Consider the following 22,856-nt stretch of genomic DNA (forward strand, 5'->3'; position numbering starts at 1 on the left):
GCTTCTTTTCATGGAATGTCTTCCGGCCGCCGGCCGGGCCGGCTCTTGTAGGCTGGAAAGGTCCAGCCGAAACGGAGCGCGCCGCCGCGAACGGCCAACGCCGCGGCGAAGCCGGCCAGCTCTGAAACGATCGGCGGCAATCCTGTGACGTCGCCAGCCGTGAAGATGGCGGCGCCTGCCAGAGCGGCCGTAACATAGATTTCCGGCCTCAGCAGCACCGAGGGCTCGCCGGCCAGCAGATCGCGCAGGATGCCGCCTGACGTGGCGGTGAGCACGCCGGTGATGACGGAGACGACCGGCGAACCCGTAATGGCCAGACCCTTGGCCGCACCCATCACCGAAAAAGCGGCCAATCCGATGGCGTCGAGCCAGAGCAGCCATTTCCAGCGGGATTCGACACGGTGCGCGGCAAAGAACACCAGCACCGCGACCGCCGCGCAGATCAGCACGTAGCTCGAGTTGGCGACCCAGAAAACCGGCAGATTGAGGATGACGTCACGAAGCGTGCCGCCGCCGATGCCGGTGACGCTGGCCAGGAACAGGAAGCCGATAATGTCGAGCTGTTTGCGCGACGCCGCCAACGCCCCCGTCGCCGCGAAGACGGCAACGCCGGCATAGTCGAGGAGGGCGATCGGGTTCATGGAGCGAGTAGTGAAGTAGTCGGTAGTGAATGGCAATTGGCGAAGCAGGCGCCTACTCGTGCCGGTCCTTGCTACTCACTACTCTCTATTCGCCACCCCACTAATCACGCATCTTTCTCGGCCTGCTCATTGACCGGCCCTGGTTCGACCGGCGCGTCGGCGGCAATTTTCGGACCGCCCTTGGCGACGCCGACCATGGCCGGGCGAAGCACCCGCTCGCCGATCGAATAGCCCGGCTGCACGACCTGGACCACGGTGTTGGCCGGGACATCGGGATTGGGCACTTCGAACATTGCCTGGTGGAAATTGGGATCGAACTTCTCGCCCTCGGGAGCAAGTTTCTTGACCCCATGCCGTTCCAGCGCCGACAGCATGGCGCGCTCGGTCAGGTCGACGCCTTCGATCAGCGCCTTGAAGCCGGCATCCCCCGATGCCTTGGCCTCGGCGGGAATGGCATCCAGGGCGCGGCGCAGATTGTCCGACACCGACAGCATGTCGCGGGCGAAATTCGCCACCGCATAAGTGCGCGCGTCATGCACGTCGCGCGCGGTGCGGCGGCGCAGGTTTTCCATCTCGGCCGCGACCCGCAGCGCGCGGTCCTTCAGCTCTTCATTTTCCTTCAGCAGCCGCACAAGCGCTTCGTAGTCGCCATCGATGCTGCCTTCCGTGCGCTCGGCATTGGCCTCGGCCGCCTCGGCTTCATTGGGCGTGCGTTCGTCTTTTGCCTGGTCGCTCATCGCCGTTTCCCGTCATCTCGAATGGCATGGATTTTGTGCCCGATATCGAGGTTCGCAGGCCAAAAATCAAGGGGAAAGCGACGGCAAGAGCCTGCGACCGGATCAGGAAAGCACGGTGGGACGCTTCGATTTTAATTCAAATTTTACCCTACTTGCCGGCTTTGCTTGCCACGAAGCGGTGATGCGGGAACCATTCCGCTGCTGGGGGAGTTTCGGAGCCGACGCAGGATTTTTGAAATGATGACCCGCAACAAGCTTGAAAAAGGAGAAAGGCTCGCTGCGGAGGTTCGGCGCCAGTTTGGCGCCGAGGCAGTGACGCGCTTTCTGCGCACCTTGCCGGCCTTCCGCATCGAACCTGACATCCCGGACCGATTTGAGCAATTGCTCGAGCATCTCGACCGGGTCGAGGATGGCGACGCCGGATGGCCACGGCAGTAAGTCACCCGGGCCTTACGCGACAATTACGCACAGTAACTTTGCGTGATCCCTGGCTTGCGGTGGCGGCACACCCCGCCTATGCTTCCTGATGAACATGATTTCCCCCGAGGCAGCTGCCAACAGCAAGCGCGCCTGGCTAAAGATCCTGGCGCGCTACAAGAAGCCTGACAGGCGGCGTAGCACACTCGAACTGGCCATCACCCTGATTCCTTTCGCCACGCTGTGGGCTCTGTCTTCCGCTGCCTATGCCTATGGTCATTGGTGGGGACTGGTCCTGATCCTGCCCGCGGCCTGTTTCCTGGTGCGGATTTTCATGATCCAGCACGATTGCGGCCATGGCTCCTTCTTTGCCAATCGCATTGCCGATGACTGGATCGGCCGCGCGCTGGGCATCCTGACGCTGACGCCCTACGACTGCTGGCGGCGTGCCCATGCCACCCATCATGCCAGCGCCGGCAACCTCGACGAACGCGGCATGGGCGATATCAGGACGCTGACCGTCGCCGAATACCGGCGGATGTCCTGGCGGGGTCGCCTGGCTTATCGCCTCTACCGCCATCCCCTGGTGATGTTCGGCCTGGGGCCGATCTGGCTGTTCATCTTTTCGCAAAGGTTGCCCGTCGGCATGATGCGCGGCGGCCTGACGCCCTGGGTGTCGTCGATGACCACCAATCTTGGCATCGCGGTTGCCGCGGCCATCCTCATCTGGGTCATCGGCCCTGGTGCGTTCCTGATCGTCCATCTGCCGATCGTCATTCTTGCCGGTTCGGCCGGCATCTGGCTGTTCTATGTCCAGCACCAGTTCGAGGAGACCGAATGGGCGAAGGATGAGGAATGGGAGTTCCAGCGCGCCGCCCTGCACGGCTCGTCCTATTACGACCTTCCGCCGGTGCTGAACTGGTTCACCGGCAATATCGGCGTTCACCACGTCCACCACCTCTCCGCCAAGGTGCCCGGCTACCGGCTGCAGGAAGTGCTGCGGGATTATCCCGAGCTGCGCGGCATCGGCCGCGTCACGCTGCTCGAGAGCCTGCGCTGCGTCAAACTGGCCTTGTGGGACGAAAGCCGCCAAAAACTGGTGTCGTTCCGCGAAGCGCGGATGGCGGCGTAGAGCATACCGCCGCGCCAGCGCGCGGCGGTAGTTCCCCAAACCTTTCTCAGGCCGCTTGCCGCTCGTCGCGCATCAGGATCTGGCCATGGCGGATCTCCGTGCCCAGCACCTTCAGGCATTCGCGGATGAAATTGGACAGGCCCGGCCAGCCCTTGGCCGAAACAAGATTGCCGTCGACATGGGCCCCGTTGGGCGCGACGTCGACATAGATGCCGCCGGCCAGCGTGACTTCCGGCTCGCAATAATGAAGCGCCGCCACTTCCCTGCCCCGCACCACGCCGTCGACCGCGATCAGGATCTGCACGCCATGGCAGATGGTGAAGATCGGCTTTCCTGTCTCATGGAAGTGCCGCACCAGCGCCTGCACGCGCTTGTCGATACGAATGTATTCGGGACCGCGCCCGCCCGCCGCGTAGACGGCATCGTACTGGGCCGGATCCACCTCGGAAAACGTCTTGTTGAGGATGTAATCGTGTCCGGGCTTCTCGGTGTAGGTCTGGTGGCCCTCGAAATCGTGCAGCGATGTCTTCAGCACATCGCCTGCCTTCTTGTCCGGGCAAACGACATGCACGGTATGGCCGACGGCATGCATGGCCTGTTCAAAGACGAAAATCTCATATTCCTCGCTGAACTCGCCAACGAGCATCAATATCTTCTTGCCAGCCATTCCCGGTTCCTCCCTTTGTGGCCATTTATTTCGGGTCGCGAAATAACAGCGATATCCTAAGGGCAAGATGCCGAGAGGAAAAGCGCAAATCGCACAGTTGGTACGACCAGCTTCGAGTGAGAGGGCCTTCGGCCTTCCTGGAAAAAGCGTCAGCTGTTGCGAAGACGCCGCCAGGAATATTTCGGACCCTTGGTCTCCACTATGGCGGCAGGCTGGTAGTAAAGCCCCAACCCGCCGGTTCGGCCCTCTTCAAGGCGCTTCAAGAGCACTGGATTCGAGATCTCGAATTCATCGAAGCCAAGCCGCAGCATGTGCGGCAACGGGTCGACCAGGACCTGCCCGGTGGCACGCAGCGCGCCCGTGAAGTGATAGCGGCTGCGCAGCAGTTCGCCCTTGGAGAAGGAGCGGCCGTCGCCGAAAGCCGGGAAGGCCAGCGCCACCAGCGACAACTGGTCGAGCAGGTCGGCGATCTTGTCGAGCTGGTCGCCGGGCTGCAGCACGACGCCGAGCCGCTCCTTCGCCGAGCGGCGCACCTCCGGGTCGAGATCGAGGAACGCCTGCAGCGGCAGGATGAATCGGCCATTGCCGGAAAGCGCGTCGGCACTTTCGGCATGGCGCCACTCGTCCTCGCGAAAACCCTCCGGGGTCCAGAGCCGGGTCTCCGGTGTCGTCAGTCCAGTCATCAAAATTCCTAAAATTCGAAGAGCTCGAGCATGTGTTGAAATTCAGGTCAGGCTGTGTCGAAAACGGCTGCTTGCGAGAACCGGAGCGGAACGTACTTGAAGTCCATGGGCACCGGAAGCGCAGGAAGCCGCCGTTTGCAGGCCTGCCTCACCTGAATTGCAACATACCCTATAGTGATGCGTCGGTCAGCGACACTTCCAGTCCCGACAGATGGATGCCGCACTCGGTCTTGGCGTGGCCGGCCCAGCGGCCGCTGCGCGCATCCTCGCCCGGCTGCACCGGCTGCGTGCATGGAAAGCAGCCAATCGACAGATAACCATAGGCAACCAGTGGGTTTTCGCGCAGCGCATGCGCGCGCATGTAGTCGGCCTGGTCCGACGTCGTCCAGTGCGCCAGCGGATTGATGCGGATGCGAGGGCCTACCGCCTCGAACACCGGAAGTGCGGCCCGTGTCGAGGCCTGGAAGCGTTTGCGGCCCGTGAACCAGGCGCGGAAGGGTGCGACGCCACGTGCCAGCGGCTCGACCTTGCGCACGTCGCAGCAGGCATCGGTGTTGTTCTGGTGCAGATTGCCGGTCGGGTCGATCCGTTCGAGCGCCGCTTCGTCCGGCTTGATCACCCGGATGTTGGTCAATCCGAAATCGGCGACCAGCGCGTCGCGATAGCCGAGCGTCTCCTCGAAATGCTTGCCCGTATCGAGGAAGATGACCGGTAGCGTACGGTCGATCTTGGCGATCATATGCAGCAGCACCGCCGAATCCGCGCCGAACGAAGACACGGCAGCGATCTCGTCGTGAAACAGATCGTTGGCCGATCGTTCGATGATCTCGATCGGGCTGAGATGACCGTAAAGCGCGTCAAACCCCGCCGCTTTGGCGGCGATGCCGTCATCGACGTCGGCAATATGGTCAAGCGGCCTTGGCTTCGCCAGCATAGAGCGCCTCCTTGAACGGCGCGGGACCGACACGGCGGTAGGCGTCGATGAATTTTTCCTGCGGGTTGAGCCGAAGGCCGAGATAGGTGTCGACGATCTGCTCGATGGCATCGGTGATTTCTTCCGAAGAGAAGCCCCGGCCGATGATCTCGCCGACCGAAGTGTTCTCGTCGGCCGAACCGCCCAATGTCACTTGGTAGAGTTCGGAGCCCTTCTTCTCGACACCGAGGATGCCGATATGGCCGACATGGTGGTGGCCGCAGGCATTGATGCAGCCGGAGATCTTCAGCTTCAATTCGCCGATCTCGCGCTGCCGCTCCAGCGAGGCGAAGCGGCGCGAGATTTCCTGTGCGATCGGTATCGAGCGTGCCGTCGCCAGCGCGCAATAATCGAGGCCCGGGCACGAGATGATGTCCGAGATCAGGTTGGAGTTAGCCGTCGCCAGCCCGATGTCGACCAGCGCGTCATAGACCGCCTTGAGGTCGGCACGCGCCACATGCGGCAGGATCAGGTTCTGCTCGTGGCTGACGCGAAGCTCGTCGAAGGCATATTTCTCGGCAATGTCGGCGACCGCTTCCATCTGGCTGTCGGTCGCATCGCCCGGCACCTCGCCGATACCCTTGAGCGAGATCGTCACCGCCGCGTAGTCGGGGTGGCGGTGCGTCACCACGTTCTGGTCCAGCCAGTCCGAGAAGCCCTTGGAATCCAGCCGCGCCACCTTGACGGCGGCGTCGCCGTCCGGCCGCCGGGTCAGCGCGGGCGGTGCGAAATAAGCCTCGATGGCGCGGATGTCCGCCTCGGGCAGCTTCAGCTCCGCGTCCTTCAATTCCTGCCACTCGGCCTCGACCTGGCGGGTGATTTCCTCGGCGCCGGTCTCGTGGACCAGGATCTTGATGCGCGCCTTGTACTTGTTGTCGCGGCGGCCATGGAGATTGTAAACGCGCAGGATCGCCGTGCAGTAGGAGAGAAGGTCGGCTTCGGGCAAGAAGTCGCGGATCTTCCTCGCCACCATCGGCGTGCGGCCCTGGCCACCACCGACGTAGACGGCGAAGCCGAGTTCGCCGGCGGCGTTCTTCTTGAGGTGCAGGCCGATATCGTGCGTCTGGATGGCGGCGCGATCGCGCTCGGCTCCCGTCACCGCGATCTTGAACTTGCGCGGCAGGAACGAGAATTCCGGATGCACCGAAGACCACTGCCGCAGGATTTCGGCATAGGGACGCGGATCGGCGACCTCGTCGGCGGCAGCCCCGGCAAAATGGTCGGCGGTGACATTGCGGATGCAGTTGCCGCTGGTCTGGATGGCGTGCATCTCCACGCTGGCCAGGTCCGCCAGGATCGCCGGAATGTCCGACAGCGCCGGCCAGTTGAACTGGATGTTCTGGCGCGTGGTGAAATGGCCGTAGCCCTTATCGTATTTGCGGGCGATGTGGCCGAGCATGCGCAACTGCTTGCCGTTCAACGTGCCGTAGGGCACCGCGATGCGCAGCATGTAGGCGTGCAGCTGCAGATAGACGCCGTTCATCAGCCGGAGCGGCCGGAACTGGTCCTCGGTAATCTCGCCGGACAGCCGACGCTCGACCTGGTCGCTGAACTCGGCGACGCGGGCCTGGACAAAATCGTGGTCGAACTCATCGTAACGGTACATGCTTCGTCTTTCAGGGCGCGTCCGCCCGTTCACCTGGTGTCCTGGCTATGCCGCCCGCTCGGCCTGCTTGCCGAGGTCGTTGCGGATGGTCGGGCCGGCAGCGCGGATCTTCTCACGCAGCCGCACCGGCTCGACAACGCCGTCGACGATGTCCGCATCGATCAGATTGACGTCGACCACTTCATTGTCGGCGTGGGCCTTGGCGCCGATCGCCTCCAGCCGATCCTCGGCCGCCTTGTCGTGGGCAAGGTCCGCATGATCCACCGTCTCGGCCCAGCCGCCATCGGCGTACCAGACGGCAATACCGTCGCCGAGGCGATTGGCGGTCAGTATCTTCATGGCTGAACTCCCTCGGCGGCTGCTACGGGCGCGCTCTCGTGCCTGTGTGCCGCGAGCGGCTCGGACCGCTCGAAATTGGCACCGGCGACGGCGTCGCCGATGATGGTCATGACCGGGCCCGACAGATCGGCGCGCGCTTCCAGCGACGGCAAGTCGGCAAGCGTGCCGTGGAAGCGTCGGCGATTGGCCAGACTGGCATTCTCGACCACGGCGACCGCCGTGTCCGGCGACAAGCCTGCCTCGATCAGCCGGCCGGCAACTTCGGCCGCGACCGAGCGGCCCATGTAGACGGCAACGGTAGCGCCGGAAATGGCGAGCTTGGCCCAATCCGGCAGTGAATTGCCCTTGAGATCGTGGCCGGTGGTGAACACCATCGAGGAGGAAACGCCGCGCAGCGTCAACGGCAGTTCGAAATCGGCGGCAGCGGCAAAGGCCGCTGTGACGCCCGGAACCACCTCATAGGCGATGCCGGCGTCACGAAGCGCGGCCATCTCCTCGCCGGCGCGGCCGAACACCAGAGGATCGCCCGATTTCAGCCGCACGACGCGCTTGCCCTGACGGCCGAGATCCACCAGCAACGCATTGATTTCGGCCTGGCTCTTGGTATGGCAGCCCTTGCGCTTTCCCACCGGCAGGCGCTCGGCATCGCGGCGGCCCATGGCGACGACCGCCTCCGGGACCAGCGCGTCATGGACGATGACATCGGCCTCCATCAGCAGACGATGCGCCCGCAGGGTCAGGAGGTCCTCGGCGCCGGGACCGGCGCCCACCAGGGCGATGTGGCCGCGAACGGGCACGTTGGACAACAGCAGGTCGGTGGCGGCTTCGCGCGCCTGCGAAAATTCGCCGGCCTCGACGGCGCGTGCTGGCGCTCCGCCGAAGAAGTCGCTCCAGAAACGGCGGCGTATACTGCCCCTGGGCAATCTCTCGGCGGCATTGCGGAACGACGCCGCAAGCGCTGCCAGTGGCCCGAGCGACGGCGACAGCATGCGGTCGATTCGGCTGCGCAGCATCTGTGCAAGCACGGGGCCCGCGCCTTCGGTACCGATCGCCACGGCGACCGGTGCGCGGTTGACCAGCGCCGGGGTGAAGAAATCACAGAGGTCCGGCCGGTCGACGGCATTGACGGGAATGCCCAGCCGGCGCGCATCGGCGGCGACGCGACGGTCGAGCGCCTCGTCGCCGCTGGCGGCAAACACCATCACGGCGCCTTCGAGCTGCGAGGCGTTATACGCGCCGGGCATATGGTTGGCGCCGGACTCAGCGATGAAGGCCAACAGCTCCGGTTCGGCATCCCTAGCGATGATGTGCAGGACCGCGCTCGACTGGGCGATCAGCCGCGCCTTGGCCAAAGCCTCCTCGCCGCCGCCGACAATGGCCACGGCTTCGCCCTCGACCCGCATGAAGACGGGAAAGGCATTGAGCTTGGTGGTGGCTTGCGACATGACAAAGCAAATCCGGGAACAGGATCGCAGTTTTACGCCCAAGCGTAAAAAAGCAGAAGCAAAGCACTCGCGCATCCGGTGATGGCAGGCAATCGCTTTTTCGCAACCGCGAAGGGCAGGAGAAAAATATTCCATGCCCATGCACCGGGAGCGCCCGAGCTGCTGAAATGCGCCTTGATTTCAGGCACTTTTAGCTGCCGGCGACCTATCCCACAAAACAGTTTTTTCTAATTTCTACCAATTCAGTAGATTAAAGTCGTGCGGCGGTGATTTCGTCTTCAGGGCCTGGCTGCACGGCCACTCGGTCCTCCGTTCGGGTGGAACGTTGACGGGTCAAAATGCGTTCCCGGTATAGCCACCACTCAACAAGGAGCGTTCCCATGAACACGATCAAACTGAAGCATGGCATTTGGGTTTTGGTGGCCGACGGCGAAAAGGCGCTCCTGCTCAAGAACGCCGGCGACACTAAGTTTCCCAACCTTGAAGTCGTGCAGGTGATGGAACAGGAGAACCCGCCCACACGCGAACAGGGAAGCGACAGCCCCGGTCGATACAATGACGGCCCATCCGTGCATCGCAGCGCGGTCGAGGAGACCGACTGGCATCGCATCGGCAAGGAGCGCTTCGCCGAGGAGATTGCCGCCCGCCTCTACAAGCTTGCACATGAGGGTGCATTCGACAGCCTTGTGCTTGTCGCCCCGCCAATGGTGCTCGGCGCGATGCGCAAGAAGCTGCATAAGGAGGTTGGCGACAAGGTGACGGCCGAAATCCCGAAGACCATGACCAACCACGCCATCTTCGAGATCGAGGCGTTGCTGCAGGCAGCCTGACCACGCGCGGCGAAGGGGCCTATCGGGTCGCAGCACGGTTACCACTGAACCCAGGCACTTGACCGGCAGTCACTCAGCCGCCGGTCAAGTTTTTGCCGTCTCGACGTTGATTTCGCGGCTTTGCGGGTTGCATCGCCAACACCCCGTCCACCATATTGCAAACAGGCGGCGGCTTAGGGCGGCGCATATCCAACATCGCTAGCTTGAAAGGCGCTCCATAGACAATGCCGCATGACACGCCCCTTATCGCCACCATCGTCGCCGGTCTGGGGCTGGCATTCGTCTTCGGCGCCCTCGCCAATCGGTTCCGCATTCCGCCACTGGTCGGCTATCTCGTAGCCGGCGTGCTGGTTGGGCCGAACACACCCGGTTTTGTCGCCGACGCTGGCCTTGCCAACGAATTGGCCGAAATCGGCGTCATCCTCCTGATGTTCGGCGTCGGCCTGCATTTTTCGCTGAAGGACCTTCTGTCGGTCCGCGCCATTGCCGTGCCGGGCGCCATTGTCCAGATCGGCTTCGCCACGGCGCTCGGCGCCGGGCTGTCCTGGATGCTCGGCTGGTCGATGGGCGCGGGCCTGGTGTTTGGCCTGGCGCTGTCGGTCGCCTCGACCGTGGTGCTGCTGCGCGCGCTTCAGGAACGCCGCCTGATCGAGACCGAGCGCGGCCGCATCGCCGTCGGCTGGCTGATCGTTGAGGATCTGGCCATGGTGCTGGCGCTGGTGCTGTTGCCGGCACTTGCCGGCGTGCTCGGCGGCCAGGAACAGGCCGATGCCCATTCGAGCGGCCTGCTGTCGCTGCCGGCCATTTATGGCATCTGGGGTGTCGTCGGCATCACGCTGGCGAAGGTCGCCGCCTTCGTCGTCGTCATGCTGGTGGTCGGCCGCAGGGTCATTCCGTGGATCCTGCACTATGTCGCCCATACCGGGTCGCGCGAACTGTTCCGCCTCTCGGTGCTGGCAATAGCGCTCGGCGTCGCCTTCGGCGCGGCAAAACTGTTCGGCGTCTCGCTGGCGCTGGGCGCCTTTTTCGCCGGTATGATCATGAGCGAATCCGAGCTCAGCCACCGCGCCGCGGAAGAATCGCTGCCGCTGCGCGATGCTTTCTCGGTGCTGTTCTTCGTCTCCGTCGGCATGTTGTTCGACCCGTTCAGCCTGTTCAGCAACGGCCTGCCGATCCTGGCGACGCTGGCCATCATCGTCATCGGCAAGTCGCTGGCGGCGTTCGTCATCGTCGTCGCCTTCGGCTATCCGCTGGCCACGGCCTTGATGATTTCGGCCAGCCTCGCCCAGATCGGCGAATTCTCGTTCATCCTGGCCGAACTCGGCGTCGGGCTGAAACTTCTGCCGGAACAGGGACGAGACCTCATTCTGGCCGGCGCCATCCTGTCGATCGTGCTCAACCCGCTGATGTTCCTGATCATCGATTGGATGAGGCCGTGGCTCGAGGCCCGCGCCGCCAGGACGGCACCGCCGGCGGACGCCAAGCCGGTTGGTCCAGCGACGGAACCGGGCCAGGTCGCCTCGGTCGCCGTAGCGTCCAAAAAGGAAGACGGCCCGCCACCAAGGACGGCGCTCACAGGTCATGCCATCCTGATCGGCTACGGCCGCGTCGGCGGCCTCGTCGGCGCGGCGTTGAAAGATGCAGCACGGCCTTTCCTTGTCATCGAGGACGCCGACAAGACGCTGGCGAGGCTGAAAGCAGACGGCATCGAAACCGTCGCCGGCAACGCCGCCAACACCGAAGTCTTCGCCGCCGCCAATCCCGAAGGCGCCACGCGGCTGATCCTTGCCATCCCCAATGCCTTCGAGGCCGGCCAGATCGTGCTGAGGGCGCGCGCCGCCAATCCCAACATCAACGTCGTCGCCCGCGCCCATTCCGACGCCGAGGTCGAGCATCTCAAGGGGCTCGGCGCCAATACGGTGATCATGGGCGAACGCGAAATCGCGCGTGGCATTGTCGACGAGGTGCTTGGCCACAAGTCGCGTGTCGCTGAACCGTCCGCTGCCTGAGCAGGCGCTGCCCACAGGCGCGTTGATCAAGCCACGAATGAATTGCCAAGGCTGTTGTCACCCCGACCAGATGAGCGGGCCTTGGCTCCCACCAGTTCACACGTGCTGGCCGCCATTGATGTGGATTTCCGAGCCGGTGACATAGGATGCCTGCCCGGAGCACAGGAAGAAGATGATGTCGGCGACTTCCGCCGTGGTGCCCAGGCGCCGCAGTGGGATGGTCTCGACGATCTTTTCCGTGCCCGGCGACAGGATCGCGGTATCGATCTCGCCTGGCGCGATGGCGTTGACACGGATGCCGTGCGGGCCGAAATCATGCGCCATCTCGCGCGTCAGCGAGCCGAGAGCGGCCTTCGACGTCGCATAGGCGGTGCCGGCGAAGGGATGCACGCGGGTGCCGGCGATCGATGTCACATTGACGATCGAGCCTTTCGCCGCCGCCAATTCCTTGAACAGGCCGCGTGCCAGCATGATCGGCGCGAAGAAATTGACCTGGAACACGTCGCGCCAGACATGCATCGGCGTGTCGATCGAGTTCATTCGACTGTTGCCATCCTTGAGCTTGGGCGAAATGCCGGCGTTGTTGACCAGCGCGTGCAGCTGGCCGCCATGCGCTTCCAGCCGATGGCGGATTTCCGAGACCGCAATACCGACATCTTCCTGATCGGCGAGGTCGACCTTGATGTGGTCTTCCGGCCCTGCCGGCCACGGGCAATCCTCGGCAAAGGCCTGGCGCGAACAGGTGATGACGCGCCAACCCTCGCGCGAAAAGCGCTTGACCGTGGCATGGCCGATACCGCGGCTGGCGCCGGTCAGCACGATGGTTTTTCTGGTGTCGAGTTCAGCCATGTCGCGGTCTCCGGCCGGAGGTGTAGCCGAACCGTGTCTCGGAGGCGAGAGGCCGAAATGTCACCTTGGGCCGACATGAGGAACCTGGACGCCGGCTTGCCGTTGGTTTCGACAATCGCAAGATCTGGGTTCACACCAATCCATCAGGAGAAAGCCATGGCACAGCCAGCTCCCCTCGACATCGCAACGGCCTTCACGAAGGCGTGGACGAGCCACGACCTTGAAAAGGCGGCGTCCTACGTTGCCGACGATGTCGTTTTCGATGGGCCGATGCAGCAATCGACCGGCAAGGAATCTTACTTGAAGGGGCTTACGAAGCTCTCCGAGGACGTGACCGGTGTGCGCATGATCGCCGCGTTCGGGGACGACCACCAGGCGCTGTTGATGTACGACCTGATGACGAAGTCGTCGGGGGCGCTGTCCTGCGCCAAGCATCTCACCGTCAGCGACGGAAAGATCCACAGCGACAAGCTGACCTTTGACAGCAAGAAACTGGGCAGTGCCAAGCCACGGGCGAACTAGCCGCCGCCCGAACTAGCCGCCGCCAAGGATATCCAGGATCGACGTCTGCCGTTTCTTGAGCCGACCGCCGACGCTGCCTGGCGGCACCGGATGTCCGACCGAAGCGGTGGTGCCGTCATCCGCCGGCATATCGAAGCCATCGGCATCGACGGTCTGGGCAGGCCGCGCCGCACGGACCGGCGCTGGCGTCGCCTGTCCCGCGGCCTGCGCGGCCGGCGCCTGCTGGCCGACGGACGCCGGCGGAACCGGTGCCGGTTGGTTGTTGCTGGCCGAGGGAATTTCGTCGGGCACGATGGTGTCGGCCGGAGTCGATTTCCAGGTGCCGGGCAGCGGCCGCACCGGCACGCCCTCATGCGCGGCGACCATGAATTCGTGCCAGGCCTGCGCCGGCAGCGCGCCGCCGGTGACCTTCTTCATCGCCGTGCCGTCATCATTGCCGAACCATACGCCGGTGGTCAGATTGGCGGTATAGCCGACGAACCAGGCGTCGCGCGAATTCTGGCTGGTGCCGGTCTTGCCTGCCGACGGCCAGGCGAAAGCCGCCTTCCTGGCGGTGCCGACCTCGACCGTGCCGGTCATCATCGAATTCATCATTCCGACGATCTCGGGCTTGATCACGCGCGGTGCGCTGCCGCCGGCGCTATCATAGAGCACCTTGCCGTCCGACGTCGTCACGCGGCGGATGAAATGAACGTCCGGCTTGTAGCCGCCATTGGCGAAGGGCACATAGGCCGAAGTCAGCTCCAGTGGCGTCACTTCCGAGGTGCCGAGCGCGATCGAGGTGTTGGCCTGCAGGTCGGACTGGATGCCCATGCGGTGCGCGGCTTCCACCACCGCGTTCGGCCCGACTTCCATGGTCAGCTGCGCAGCAACCGAGTTCAGTGATTTTGCCAGCGCTGTCGCCAAGGTGACCTTGCCAAAGTACTTGCCGCCGTAATTGTCCGGTGTCCAGTTGCCGATCTTGATCGGCGCATCGTTGCGGATGCTGTCAGGCGTGCGGCCGGCCTCAAGTGTCGCCATATAGACAAACGGCTTGAACGCCGAGCCCGGCTGCCGGCGCGCCTCCGAGGCGCGGTCGAACTGGCTGGTCGAATAGTCGTAGCCGCCGACCATGGCCCGTACCGCGCCGGAATCGTCGATCGACACCAGCGCGCCCTGGGTCACGTTGAGCTTCTTGCCGCTGTCGTCGATCAGCCGGCGGATCGATTTTTCGGCGAGCTTCTGCAGGTTCAGGTCCACGGTAGAATCGATGACGATATCGCCGCGCACGTCGCCGATCAGGTCGGGCAATTCTTCCATGATGGTGTCGGCGACATAATTTTCCGAACCGGTCCAGTAGGATGGCGAGCGCGTCGCCGGTGCGCTGAGCGCCGTTTTCAGCTCCTTTTCGCTGATCTTGCCCTCCTCGCGCATGGCCCCGAGCACCAGCTGCGAACGCTCCTCGGCGGCCTTGGGATCGCGCGCCGGCGACAGCCGCGAGGGCGCCTTCAAGAGGCCGGCAAGCAGGGCGGCTTCGGACAGCGTGACGTCGCGCGCGCTCTTGCCGAAATAACGGCGCGAGGCCGCCTCGACGCCATAGGCGCCGGAGCCGAAATAGACCCGGTTGAGGTACATTTCGAGGATCTGGTCCTTGCTGTGCTTGTGCTCGAGCCACAGGGCCAGCAGCACCTCCTGCACTTTACGCTCCAATGTACGGTCCGGCGTCAGGAACAGGTTCTTGGCCAATTGCTGCGTCAGCGTCGAACCGCCTTGCGAGAAATGCCCGCCGATGAGGTTGGTGACCATTGCGCGCGACAGGCCGATCGGATCGACACCGAAATGCGAATAGAAACGGCGGTCCTCGATGGCGATGACTGCCTCGGGGATATAGGGCGACATTTCGTGCAGGCCGACAGCCTCGCCGCCGCTCATGCCGCGATTGGCGAGCAATTGCCCATCGGCCGAGACGATCTTGATGTTGGGCGCACGATCGGGAATCGACCAGGTCGTGGCCGCCGGCATCTTGGCGCCGTAGTAGATGACGACGCCGGCCACCGCGATGCCGCCCCAGATGGCGAGCACGAAGCACCAGTAGAACAGCCGGCCGAGCACGCCGAACAGCCCGCGCCCGCCTCCGCCGCGCTTCCCCCGCGACGATTTCGCCTTGGATGATTTGCGTTTGGCGGAGGCTTTGCTGTTGCTCGGCACGACGCGGTCCTCCTCGCTCACCGAAAGACCCGTCTGGGATCTCGCTCGCGGCGGTCCCTCGAAGCTGGGCTCGATGCGACTGTCTCTGCGGTTCGCCATGCGCTGCGCTTGATATCCCCGGTGCCAATGGCGCTCGGGTTGAAGAGTAGATGCGGCGATTTAAGGGCGGGTTAAGCAGGCCTTCGGCCAAACCTCTGAATTGCGTTAGGAATTTGTTAATCCTCTTCTCTCCGACACCGTCGGTTCGCCACCAGGGAAACGGCCGGTGCCTAAAAGCGCGCCAAGCCTGGCTCGATCCCCGAGCTTGCCGTTCCGACAATCGACGCCAGCGGATAGAAGGCCAGCGCCTACCTCGCAGGTGACCGCAACGACACTGTTCGATCGGTCGATGTCGAGGCCCTTCGGGCCGCCTTCCTCGACACTGGCCCGCCCCCCAGAAAGGTCTCCTCGTCGCGTACACCGATTGAACGCGCCGGGTCGCGACGCCCGTTGCTCCTCGATCGCCAGCGACCAAACAGTGCGTGCCGCTTTCGGCCGTCGAGACAGTCGACCGCTTGCAGGGCGAGCCGCCAGGTCTGCACGTGCAGCGAGTTGGCCGCGATCTGGATCGGCTGGCTCGCGTTTGTCGATCAAAGGCCATTTGGAGCCGACGCGACATGGCGAACCTTTTAGATCGGCTCGAACTTCACATCCAACTGGTCAGGACCCGCAGCCTGCCGCAACAAGGCGATGAGTTGTTCGCGCCTGTCGACCGGCTGCCTTCGCCAGTTCGAGGCATTGGTAACATGCAGCCAGCCGTCGACCGACATGAAGAAATCCTCGTGCTCGTCATCGCCCTCGCCGCAGCGCAGCAACTTGTTCTCGGTAAATCTGACCAGCGCATGGTCGATCGTGCGGTAGAGCAGCGGCCAGTTGCCGCCACCCGAGTCCATACGGAATTTGTAGCTCGGCGCGAAATCCAGCCGCTGTCGCAACAGGCTTCCGTCGAAAAAACAGAAGGCGGGCCACAAGAACCAGCCGCCCGGCGTCGGCGTGTCGCGGCGGACACTGCCGTAAATGGTCTTGCCCTTCAGCCGGTCGTGGATTGAAAACGGTTCCGTCGGAAAGATGTCATGGTCGATGAAGCCGAAGACCTTCGGGGCCAAGCCGGTCATGAAATTGCGCACGATCCAGTTGAGCGCCTGGCCGTGCGATCTGCTGACCGTCAGCCTGTTCCTCGGCAACGCTACATAGGGGACGTGCTGGCGCTGGCAGAGGTCGCGGATGGCTTCCCTCGCCTCCTCCTTCTTGCTGTTGTCGAAGACGACATAGCTCTCGTGCTCGGCCAGGTGTCGGCGCACGAGGTGGATCTGCCATGCGATCACATCAGGCCGGTTGAAGGCAACAGTGGCCACGACCGCGTCACGGAACGATTGCTGTCGTCCCTGCAATTCGCTGATCGGCGCGGATGTCCTCAGGAAGCGAAAAGTCCGCCAGTAATAGCGCAGCAACGCCTCGCGTCGTGGCGGCCGGTTCAACCTCTCCCATTCCGCCACGGTGATCCTGGGCCGCTCTCCGCTCTGCCATGCGTCGGAAGCCTCCATGTCACGCTCCTGGATCCGCCCTGCGGGTTCAGTTCTGCTGGATTGAAATGCCCTTGTCGTCGATCCTGAGTTCGACGCCTTTCGGCCTGGCCTGCTCGCGGTAGACGTAGACGCCCAGTGCGATGATCACGATGATGAGCGCGCCAATGAGGAGATAGAGCGTGTTCTGCTTCATGGCGCGCCTTCTGTCATGCCGAGCCTCAGGCTCGTTTCAGGACCCTGACCAGAACCAAAAGGATGATGGCGCCGATCGTGGCGTGGATTATGGAGGCGATGATGCCACCGCCGATCGACAAGCCGATGCGCGGAAACAGCCAGCCAGCGATGAAGGCGCCGACAATGCCGACGATGATGTTGCCGATCAGGCCGAAGCCGAAACCCGAAACGATGAGACCGGCGAGCCAGCCGGCGATGGCACCGATGAGGATGAAGACGAGAAGGCTTTCGACACCCATGGCGGGTTTCTCCGTGCAAGAGGGCGGGTGCGGAGCGTAAGGCTCCGAATCGGCCCCGATATCAACGACTTCAGGCTAGTCGAAAGCACCCCGTCCCACCAGCGGCGCTCACTGGTCGTCGTCGTCGCTGGCAGCGGGCCGCCAGCTGGTCGGCTCGACCTTCTTCTGCGTATGACTGTCGGTGTAGACCCACCAGCCGCCGTCGCGGTATTGCGCTATGGATTCATTGAGGACGCCGTCGCTGTCCTTCCAGGTGACGGTGACCTTTGAGCCGTCGGTCGGCGCGGTCGATATCGGCTTTCTGTCCGCCATCTCATCCCTTTTCTCAGCTGTGAGCGAAGATATCCTCTTCGTCCCAGCCCATCAGGTCAAGCTTGGCCCGCGTCGGCAGGAAGCGGAAACAGGCGTCCGCCTCCTTAGTGCGGCCCTCGCGCGCCAGCCGTCCCGCCAGCGCATCGCGCAAACGATGCAGATAGAGCACATCGGAGGCGGCGTATTCGAGCTGTTCGGGCGACAGCGTTTCGGCCGCCCAATCCGACGATTGCTGCGCCTTGGACAGGCCGACGCCGAGAAGCTCGAAACAGATGTCCTTCAGCCCGTGCCGGTCGGTATAGGTGCGCGTCAGCCGCGAGGCGATCTTGGTGCAGAACACCGGCTCGGCCATCACGCCAAACGCGTGGTAGAGCACGGCGAGGTCGAAGCGACCGTAGTGGAACAGCTTGGTCACCCTGTCGTTTGCCAGCAGCTTGACCAGGTTCGATGCCTCCTTCTGGCCCGGCGCGATCTGGATGACATCGGCGCTGCCGTCGCCAGGCGAGATCTGCACCACGCAGAGCCGGTCTCGGTGCGGTTTGAGGCCAAGCGTTTCCGTATCGATCGCCACCGCCGCGACATCGTAGTGCGAAAGGTCGGGCAGATCGTTTTTATGGAAGCGGATATCGCTCATCGTTTTCTCCGGGTCGCGGCGTTACCCGTCCTCGCCGCGATCCGGTGAAAAATCAACAAGAAAACGTGTTTTCCGCGCTCAGCGTGTCAGCGCATCCAGAATGCGCGCCCAGGAGCGCTGGCCCTTGTGGAAGGAGCTGAGCTCGTATTTCTCGTTGGGCGAGTGGATGCGGTCGTCATCGAGGCCGAACCCGACCAGCAGCGATTCCATGCCGAGATAGGTCTGGAAGTCGCCCACGACCGGAATGGAGCCGCCGCTGCCGGTCGTCACCGCGGGCTTTGGCCATTCGTCGGAAAGCGCTGTCTTGGCCTTGGCCAGGAAGGGCGAGTCGTAAGAAAGCTGGATTGCCGGTGAGCCGCCATGAGCGTGGAATTCGACCGTACAATCGGCTGGGATGCGTTCCTTGACGAATTTCTGGAAGGCCGCGCGGATCTTGGCCGGATCCTGCTTATGGACAAGGCGGAACGAGACCTTTGCCGAGGCTTCCGCCGCGATGACGGTCTTGAAACCCTTGCCGGTGTAGCCGCCGATGATGCCGTTGAATTCGGCGGTGGGTCGCGCCCAGGTCAGTTCCAGCACCGAGCGGCCTTTTTCGCCCGATGGGATCGACAAGCCGACAGGGCCGAGGAAGGTCTCGGCCGTCTCGCCCAGCGTCTCCCATGATTTCAGCACCTGCGAGGGGTTTTCCTCGACGCCGTCATAGAAGCCCGGGATGGTGATATGGCCGTCCTTGTCGTGGATGTCGGCCAGCACCTTGGCCAGGATGCGGATCGGGTTGGCGGCAGCCCCGCCATACAGGCCCGAATGCAGGTCGCGGTCGGCGGCCTTCACCGTGATCTCCTCGCCGACCAGACCGCGTAGCCCGACGCAGATCGACGGCGTGTCGCGGTCCCACATGCTGGTATCGCAGACCAGCGCGAAGTCGGCCTTGAGCTCCTCGGCATTGGCCTCGAGGAACGGCTTCAGCGAGGGCGAGCCGGATTCCTCCTCGCCTTCGAACAGGATGGTGACCCGGCACGGCAGGCTGCCGTGCACCTGTTTCCAGGCACGGCATGCCTCGACAAAGGTCATCAGCTGACCCTTGTCGTCGGCCGAGCCGCGCCCGGTGATGATCTTGTGACCAGGTCCGACCTCCTTGATCGCGGGGGCGAAGGGGTCGTTTTCCCACAGTTCGATCGGGTCGACCGGCTGCACGTCGTAATGGCCGTAGAACAGCACATGCGGCGCCCCAGCCGGCCCATCATGATGCGCAACCACCATTGGGTGGCCCGGCGTGTCGCGCACGCTGGCGTCGAAGCCGATCAGTTTGAGTTCCGCCACCAGCCATTCCGCCGCCTTGCGGCAGTCGGCGGCGTAGGCTGGATCGGTGGAGATCGACTTGATCCCGAGCAGGCCGAAGAGCCGCTCCAGGCTCTGGTCGAGATTCTTGTCGAGACGGTCGAGGACGGGGGAGACTGCGGACATTTGGCATAGCCTTTCGATTCAGTGCTGGAACCGTAAAGGCAGAGCGGCGAAACGAAAAGCCCGGGACGATTGGACCACGACCCGGATGGCCGCCGCGGGCAAAAAAATGCCGCCGTGGTGGAGGGGGAACCACGGCGGCCTTTTACTCGAAACGATGCGGCAGCCCGGAGAGGGGGGATAGGCTGCCGCAATTGTCCGGTATAGGCGGGGGACGGGCCTTGCTCCGGACTTCGGCGAAAACTGCCGATGACGTCTATTTGGGTCTGTGAACGTGGCGATTCAAGGGCGTCAACGTTACACTTTTGTAACGTCCCCGTGAGCGGGCCTGTATGCCTCCGATCCGTCCGGGTCACGATCTGTCAGGGTGTTGTATCTGGCGATGTCTTTGGCATGGACCAAGCCATCGCGCCGCGCTATCCCTGCCGGCATGAAAAAAGGCGATCATCTCTTTCTCATCGACGGCTCCGGCTACATCTTCCGCGCCTATCACGCGCTGCCGCCGCTGACCCGCAAGTCGGACGGCCTGCCGGTCGGTGCCGTTTCCGGCTTCTGCAACATGCTGTGGAAGCTGATGCAGGATGCCCGTAACACCGATGTGGGCATAGTGCCGACGCATTTCGCCGTCATCTTCGACTATTCCTCGAAAACCTTCCGCAACGATCTTTATCCCGAATACAAGGCCAACCGTTCGGCGCCGCCCGAGGATCTGATCCCGCAGTTCGGCCTGATCCGCCAGGCAACTAGGGCGTTCAACCTGCCTTGCGTCGAGATGGAAGGCTTCGAGGCCGACGATCTCATCGCCACCTATTGCCGGCTGGCCTGCGAGGCCGGCGGCGACACCACCATCATCTCCTCCGACAAGGACCTGATGCAGCTGGTTGGCGAAACCGTCGGCATGTACGACCCGATGAAGGATCGCCAGATCGGCATTCCGGAAGTCGTCGAGAAATGGGGCGTGCCCCCGGAAAAGATGATCGACCTGCAGGCGCTGACGGGCGACTCCGTCGACAATGTGCCTGGCGTGCCGGGCATTGGGCCAAAGACCGCGGCGCAATTGCTCGAGCAGTTCGGCGACCTCGACGAATTGCTCGCCCGCGCCGGCGAGATCAAGCAGGAGAAAAGGCGGGAATCGATCATCGCCAACGCCGACAAGGCGCGCATCTCGCGCCAGTTGGTGACGCTGAAGAACGATGTGCCGGTGGCGGAAGGATTGGACGATTTCGTCCTGCATGCCCCCGACGGACCGAAGCTGATTGGCTTCCTCAAGACCATGGAATTCACCTCGCTGACGCGCCGTGTGGCGGAAGCGACAGGCACCGAGGCCGGCGACGTCCAGGCCATCGCGGTGCCCGTCGAACGCGCCGATAACGCACATGGCCCCGATGTCGGCGCCGGAACACCGCCCGTTGCCCGGGCTGCTGAAATCGAGACGACGGAGACGCCAAAACAAGGCGACACCCCTTCCCTCCTGGCCGCATTGCGGCTGGAGAGAGCGGCGACCGCCAAGATCGATACCTCGGCCTATGAGGGCATCCGCGATATCGCGACGCTGAAAGCCTGGGTCGCCGAGGCGCGGGAGGCCGGTATCGCTGCCTTCGACGTCAGGGCCACCTCGACCGATCCGATGCAGGCCGAACTGATCGGTTTGGCCATGGCCACAGCGCCTGGCCGCGCCGGCTATATTCCCTTCGCCCACAAGAGCGGCAATGGCGACCTGCTTGGCGGCGGCACGCTCGAAAACCAGATTCCGGTTCGCGAGGCTCTGGCGGTCCTCAAACCCCTGTTCGAGGACAGGTCGGTGCTGAAGATCGCGCAGAACCTGAAATATGATCTGGTCATCATGAGCCGCTACGGCATCGATGTCGCGCCGTTCGATGACACCATGCTGATCTCCTACGTGCTCGACGCCGGCACGCCGCACGGCCACGGCATGGATGCCCTTGCCGACAAATGGCTTGGCCATAAACCCCTTCAACTCAAGGACGTGACTGGCTCCGGGAAGAGCTCTGTCGGTTTTGACCAGGTCGACATCGACAGGGCGACCGCTCACGCCGCCGAGGATGCCGACGTGACGTTGCGGCTGTGGCTGGTGCTGAAGCCCCGGCTTGCGGCCAAGGGCCTGGTCTCGGTCTATGAACGCCTGGAGCGGCCACTGGTGCCGGTGCTGGCGCGCATGGAACAGCGCGGCATTTCGGTCGATCGGCAGATCCTGTCGCGGCTGTCGGGGGAACTGGCGCAAGGTGCGGCCCGGCTCGAGGAGGAAATCTACCTGCTCATCGGCGAGCGCATCAACATCGGCTCGCCCAAGCAGCTCGGCGACATATTGTTCGGCCGCATGGGCCTGCCCGGCGGCTCCAAGACCAAGACCGGCCAGTGGTCGACCTCGGCGCAGCTGCTCGAAGACCTTGCCGCGGAAGGGCACGAACTGCCGCGCAAGATCGTCGATTGGCGCCAGCTGACCAAACTGAAATCGACCTACACCGATGCCCTACCCGGCTTCGTCAATCCCGACACGAAACGCGTCCACACCTCCTACGCGCTCGCCGCGACGACGACGGGCCGTCTGTCGTCTTCCGACCCGAACCTGCAGAACATCCCGGTGCGCACGGCTGAAGGCCGCAAGATCCGGACCGCCTTCATCACCGACAAGAGCCTCCGGCTGGTGTCAGCCGACTACAGCCAGATCGAACTGCGCGTGCTCGCCCATGTCGCCGAAATCCCGCAGTTGCGGCAGGCCTTTGCGGATGGCGCCGACATCCACGCCATCACAGCGTCGGAAATGTTCAACGTGCCGGTGGAGGGTATGCCTTCGGAAGTGCGCCGCCGCGCCAAGGCTATCAATTTCGGCATCATCTATGGCATCTCGGCTTTCGGTCTCGCCAACCAGCTGTCGATCCCGCGCGAAGAGGCGAGCGCCTACATCAAGAAATACTTCGAGCGCTTTCCCGGCATCCGCGATTATATCGAGGAGACCAAGGCCTATGCCCGCGAGCACGGCTTCGTCGAAACGATCTTCGGCCGCCGCATCCACTATCCCGACATCAGGTCGTCGAACCCGTCTCTGCGCGCCTTCAACGAGCGCGCCTCGATCAACGCCCGCCTGCAAGGCACCGCCGCCGACATCATCCGCCGTGCCATGATCCGCATGGAGGAAGCCTTGGACAAGGCCAAGCTGTCGGCCCGCATGCTCCTGCAGGTGCATGACGAACTTATCTTCGAAACGGCGGAAGTGGAAGTCGAGGCGACGATCCCCGTCGTGCGCCATGTCATGGAAAACGCGGCGATGCCGGCGGTTTCGATGTCGGTGCCGCTGCATGTCGACGCGCGGGCCGCCAACAACTGGGACGAGGCACACTAACGCGCTAGCGAGG

Annotated in this window: 22 protein-coding genes; 6 read left to right on the forward strand and 16 right to left on the reverse strand. The window is 63.5% G+C overall.

All coding sequences use genetic code 11. The features are described from left to right. Window positions 1–8: 8 nt before the first annotated feature. Window positions 9–641: a trimeric intracellular cation channel family protein gene (locus ACVWWD_RS03430; protein ID WP_352553418.1), complete on the reverse strand. Its 633-nt coding sequence runs from the start codon at window positions 639–641 to the stop codon at window positions 9–11. A 104-nt stretch (window positions 642–745) separates the two neighbouring features. Next, window positions 746–1,378, reverse strand: coding sequence for a nucleotide exchange factor GrpE (gene grpE / locus ACVWWD_RS03435; protein ID WP_352553416.1), 633 nt, complete (start codon window positions 1,376–1,378; stop codon window positions 746–748). A 237-nt stretch (window positions 1,379–1,615) separates the two neighbouring features. Between grpE and ACVWWD_RS03440 the strand changes: the two genes are divergently transcribed. Then, the gene (locus ACVWWD_RS03440) at window positions 1,616–1,816 is read left to right on the forward strand and encodes a hypothetical protein (RefSeq protein WP_352553414.1); all 201 of its coding nucleotides are present in this window, start codon (window positions 1,616–1,618) and stop codon (window positions 1,814–1,816) included. 88 nt (window positions 1,817–1,904) lie between these two features. After that, window positions 1,905–2,927 (forward strand): fatty acid desaturase, encoded by a 1,023-nt coding sequence (locus ACVWWD_RS03445; protein WP_352553412.1) that lies wholly within the window; start codon window positions 1,905–1,907, stop codon window positions 2,925–2,927. Between the two features lie 46 nt (window positions 2,928–2,973). Here the strand turns inward: ACVWWD_RS03445 and ACVWWD_RS03450 are convergent, their stop codons facing one another. The 6 genes from ACVWWD_RS03450 to cysG form a co-directional block, all read right to left on the reverse strand. After that, entirely contained in the window at window positions 2,974–3,594 is a 621-nt protein-coding gene (locus ACVWWD_RS03450; RefSeq protein ID WP_023770636.1) for a DJ-1/PfpI family protein, read from the reverse strand. A 149-nt stretch (window positions 3,595–3,743) separates the two neighbouring features. Further along, window positions 3,744–4,277 carry a DUF934 domain-containing protein gene (locus tag ACVWWD_RS03455; protein WP_352553410.1) on the reverse strand — a complete coding sequence of 178 codons (534 nt, stop codon included), beginning with the start codon at window positions 4,275–4,277 and terminating at the stop codon, window positions 3,744–3,746. Window positions 4,278–4,446: 169 nt separating this feature from the next. Next, a complete protein-coding gene (locus tag ACVWWD_RS03460) occupies window positions 4,447–5,211 on the reverse strand; it encodes a phosphoadenylyl-sulfate reductase (RefSeq protein ID WP_023770638.1) in 765 nt (254 codons plus the stop codon). Further along, window positions 5,186–6,856: a nitrite/sulfite reductase gene (locus ACVWWD_RS03465; RefSeq protein WP_457102912.1), complete on the reverse strand. Its 1,671-nt coding sequence runs from the start codon at window positions 6,854–6,856 to the stop codon at window positions 5,186–5,188. Before ACVWWD_RS03465 ends, ACVWWD_RS03460 begins: the two co-directional genes overlap by 26 nt. Window positions 6,857–6,901: 45 nt before the next feature. After that, window positions 6,902–7,195 (reverse strand): DUF2849 domain-containing protein, encoded by a 294-nt coding sequence (locus ACVWWD_RS03470; protein ID WP_015315695.1) that lies wholly within the window; start codon window positions 7,193–7,195, stop codon window positions 6,902–6,904. Continuing rightward, window positions 7,192–8,640 carry a siroheme synthase CysG gene (gene cysG / locus ACVWWD_RS03475; RefSeq protein ID WP_352553406.1) on the reverse strand — a complete coding sequence of 483 codons (1,449 nt, stop codon included), beginning with the start codon at window positions 8,638–8,640 and terminating at the stop codon, window positions 7,192–7,194. The genes ACVWWD_RS03470 and cysG overlap by 4 nt, the downstream gene beginning before the upstream one ends. Window positions 8,641–9,020: 380 nt before the next feature. Between cysG and ACVWWD_RS03480 the strand changes: the two genes are divergently transcribed. Continuing rightward, on the forward strand, window positions 9,021–9,470 hold the full coding sequence (locus tag ACVWWD_RS03480) for a baeRF12 domain-containing protein (protein WP_015315693.1): 450 nt from the start codon (window positions 9,021–9,023) through the stop codon (window positions 9,468–9,470). A 224-nt stretch (window positions 9,471–9,694) separates the two neighbouring features. After that, entirely contained in the window at window positions 9,695–11,479 is a 1,785-nt protein-coding gene (locus ACVWWD_RS03485) for a cation:proton antiporter domain-containing protein (RefSeq protein ID WP_457102913.1), read from the forward strand. A gap of 96 nt (window positions 11,480–11,575) precedes the next feature. On the opposite strand, the gene ACVWWD_RS03490 is transcribed toward ACVWWD_RS03485, so the two are convergent. Beyond that, complete coding sequence (locus ACVWWD_RS03490; RefSeq protein WP_023770642.1) at window positions 11,576–12,328, reverse strand: SDR family NAD(P)-dependent oxidoreductase; 753 nt, start codon at window positions 12,326–12,328, stop codon at window positions 11,576–11,578. 156 nt (window positions 12,329–12,484) lie between these two features. On the opposite strand from ACVWWD_RS03490, the gene ACVWWD_RS03495 reads away from it, so the two are divergent. Further along, on the forward strand, window positions 12,485–12,850 hold the full coding sequence (locus tag ACVWWD_RS03495; RefSeq protein WP_023781171.1) for a nuclear transport factor 2 family protein: 366 nt from the start codon (window positions 12,485–12,487) through the stop codon (window positions 12,848–12,850). 12 nt (window positions 12,851–12,862) lie between these two features. On the opposite strand, the gene ACVWWD_RS03500 is transcribed toward ACVWWD_RS03495, so the two are convergent. The 7 genes from ACVWWD_RS03500 to ACVWWD_RS03530 form a co-directional block, all read right to left on the reverse strand. Next, window positions 12,863–15,136, reverse strand: a complete 2,274-nt coding sequence (locus tag ACVWWD_RS03500) for a transglycosylase domain-containing protein (protein WP_457102914.1) — start codon at window positions 15,134–15,136, stop codon at window positions 12,863–12,865. 569 nt (window positions 15,137–15,705) lie between these two features. Further along, the gene (locus tag ACVWWD_RS03505) at window positions 15,706–16,620 is read right to left on the reverse strand and encodes a hypothetical protein (protein ID WP_023770645.1); all 915 of its coding nucleotides are present in this window, start codon (window positions 16,618–16,620) and stop codon (window positions 15,706–15,708) included. Window positions 16,621–16,648: 28 nt separating this feature from the next. Continuing rightward, entirely contained in the window at window positions 16,649–16,795 is a 147-nt protein-coding gene (locus tag ACVWWD_RS03510; protein ID WP_023770646.1) for a hypothetical protein, read from the reverse strand. 25 nt (window positions 16,796–16,820) lie between these two features. After that, window positions 16,821–17,075, reverse strand: a complete 255-nt coding sequence (locus ACVWWD_RS03515) for a GlsB/YeaQ/YmgE family stress response membrane protein (protein WP_352551559.1) — start codon at window positions 17,073–17,075, stop codon at window positions 16,821–16,823. 108 nt (window positions 17,076–17,183) lie between these two features. After that, entirely contained in the window at window positions 17,184–17,387 is a 204-nt protein-coding gene (locus tag ACVWWD_RS03520; protein ID WP_023770648.1) for a hypothetical protein, read from the reverse strand. A gap of 13 nt (window positions 17,388–17,400) precedes the next feature. Continuing rightward, a complete protein-coding gene (locus tag ACVWWD_RS03525) occupies window positions 17,401–18,021 on the reverse strand; it encodes a ribonuclease D (protein WP_031247688.1) in 621 nt (206 codons plus the stop codon). Between the two features lie 78 nt (window positions 18,022–18,099). Then, complete coding sequence (locus tag ACVWWD_RS03530) at window positions 18,100–19,485, reverse strand: M20/M25/M40 family metallo-hydrolase (protein WP_352551561.1); 1,386 nt, start codon at window positions 19,483–19,485, stop codon at window positions 18,100–18,102. 427 nt (window positions 19,486–19,912) lie between these two features. Here ACVWWD_RS03530 and polA point away from each other — a divergent pair, with 427 nt between their 5' ends. Further along, window positions 19,913–22,843, forward strand: coding sequence for a DNA polymerase I (gene polA / locus ACVWWD_RS03535; protein ID WP_457103613.1), 2,931 nt, complete (start codon window positions 19,913–19,915; stop codon window positions 22,841–22,843). Window positions 22,844–22,856: the final 13 nt, after the last annotated feature.

Source organism: Mesorhizobium sp. URHB0026 (genome assembly GCF_054059755.1).

Bases quoted from the DNA above. Each gene is read 5' to 3' on its own strand.
- ACVWWD_RS03430 (WP_352553418.1), bottom strand. From the start codon at position 641: ATGAACCCGATCGCCCTCCTCGACTATGCCGGCGTTGCCGTCTTCGCG.
- grpE (WP_352553416.1), bottom strand. From the start codon at position 1,378: ATGAGCGACCAGGCAAAAGACGAACGCACGCCCAATGAAGCCGAGGCG.
- ACVWWD_RS03440 (WP_352553414.1), top strand. From the start codon at position 1,616: ATGATGACCCGCAACAAGCTTGAAAAAGGAGAAAGGCTCGCTGCGGAG.
- ACVWWD_RS03445 (WP_352553412.1), top strand. From the start codon at position 1,905: ATGAACATGATTTCCCCCGAGGCAGCTGCCAACAGCAAGCGCGCCTGG.
- ACVWWD_RS03450 (WP_023770636.1), bottom strand. From the start codon at position 3,594: ATGGCTGGCAAGAAGATATTGATGCTCGTTGGCGAGTTCAGCGAGGAA.
- ACVWWD_RS03455 (WP_352553410.1), bottom strand. From the start codon at position 4,277: ATGACTGGACTGACGACACCGGAGACCCGGCTCTGGACCCCGGAGGGT.
- ACVWWD_RS03460 (WP_023770638.1), bottom strand. From the start codon at position 5,211: ATGCTGGCGAAGCCAAGGCCGCTTGACCATATTGCCGACGTCGATGAC.
- ACVWWD_RS03465 (WP_457102912.1), bottom strand. From the start codon at position 6,856: ATGTACCGTTACGATGAGTTCGACCACGATTTTGTCCAGGCCCGCGTC.
- ACVWWD_RS03470 (WP_015315695.1), bottom strand. From the start codon at position 7,195: ATGAAGATACTGACCGCCAATCGCCTCGGCGACGGTATTGCCGTCTGG.
- cysG (WP_352553406.1), bottom strand. From the start codon at position 8,640: ATGTCGCAAGCCACCACCAAGCTCAATGCCTTTCCCGTCTTCATGCGG.
- ACVWWD_RS03480 (WP_015315693.1), top strand. From the start codon at position 9,021: ATGAACACGATCAAACTGAAGCATGGCATTTGGGTTTTGGTGGCCGAC.
- ACVWWD_RS03485 (WP_457102913.1), top strand. From the start codon at position 9,695: ATGCCGCATGACACGCCCCTTATCGCCACCATCGTCGCCGGTCTGGGG.
- ACVWWD_RS03490 (WP_023770642.1), bottom strand. From the start codon at position 12,328: ATGGCTGAACTCGACACCAGAAAAACCATCGTGCTGACCGGCGCCAGC.
- ACVWWD_RS03495 (WP_023781171.1), top strand. From the start codon at position 12,485: ATGGCACAGCCAGCTCCCCTCGACATCGCAACGGCCTTCACGAAGGCG.
- ACVWWD_RS03500 (WP_457102914.1), bottom strand. From the start codon at position 15,136: ATGGCGAACCGCAGAGACAGTCGCATCGAGCCCAGCTTCGAGGGACCG.
- ACVWWD_RS03505 (WP_023770645.1), bottom strand. From the start codon at position 16,620: ATGGAGGCTTCCGACGCATGGCAGAGCGGAGAGCGGCCCAGGATCACC.
- ACVWWD_RS03510 (WP_023770646.1), bottom strand. From the start codon at position 16,795: ATGAAGCAGAACACGCTCTATCTCCTCATTGGCGCGCTCATCATCGTG.
- ACVWWD_RS03515 (WP_352551559.1), bottom strand. From the start codon at position 17,075: ATGGGTGTCGAAAGCCTTCTCGTCTTCATCCTCATCGGTGCCATCGCC.
- ACVWWD_RS03520 (WP_023770648.1), bottom strand. From the start codon at position 17,387: ATGGCGGACAGAAAGCCGATATCGACCGCGCCGACCGACGGCTCAAAG.
- ACVWWD_RS03525 (WP_031247688.1), bottom strand. From the start codon at position 18,021: ATGAGCGATATCCGCTTCCATAAAAACGATCTGCCCGACCTTTCGCAC.
- ACVWWD_RS03530 (WP_352551561.1), bottom strand. From the start codon at position 19,485: ATGTCCGCAGTCTCCCCCGTCCTCGACCGTCTCGACAAGAATCTCGAC.
- polA (WP_457103613.1), top strand. From the start codon at position 19,913: ATGAAAAAAGGCGATCATCTCTTTCTCATCGACGGCTCCGGCTACATC.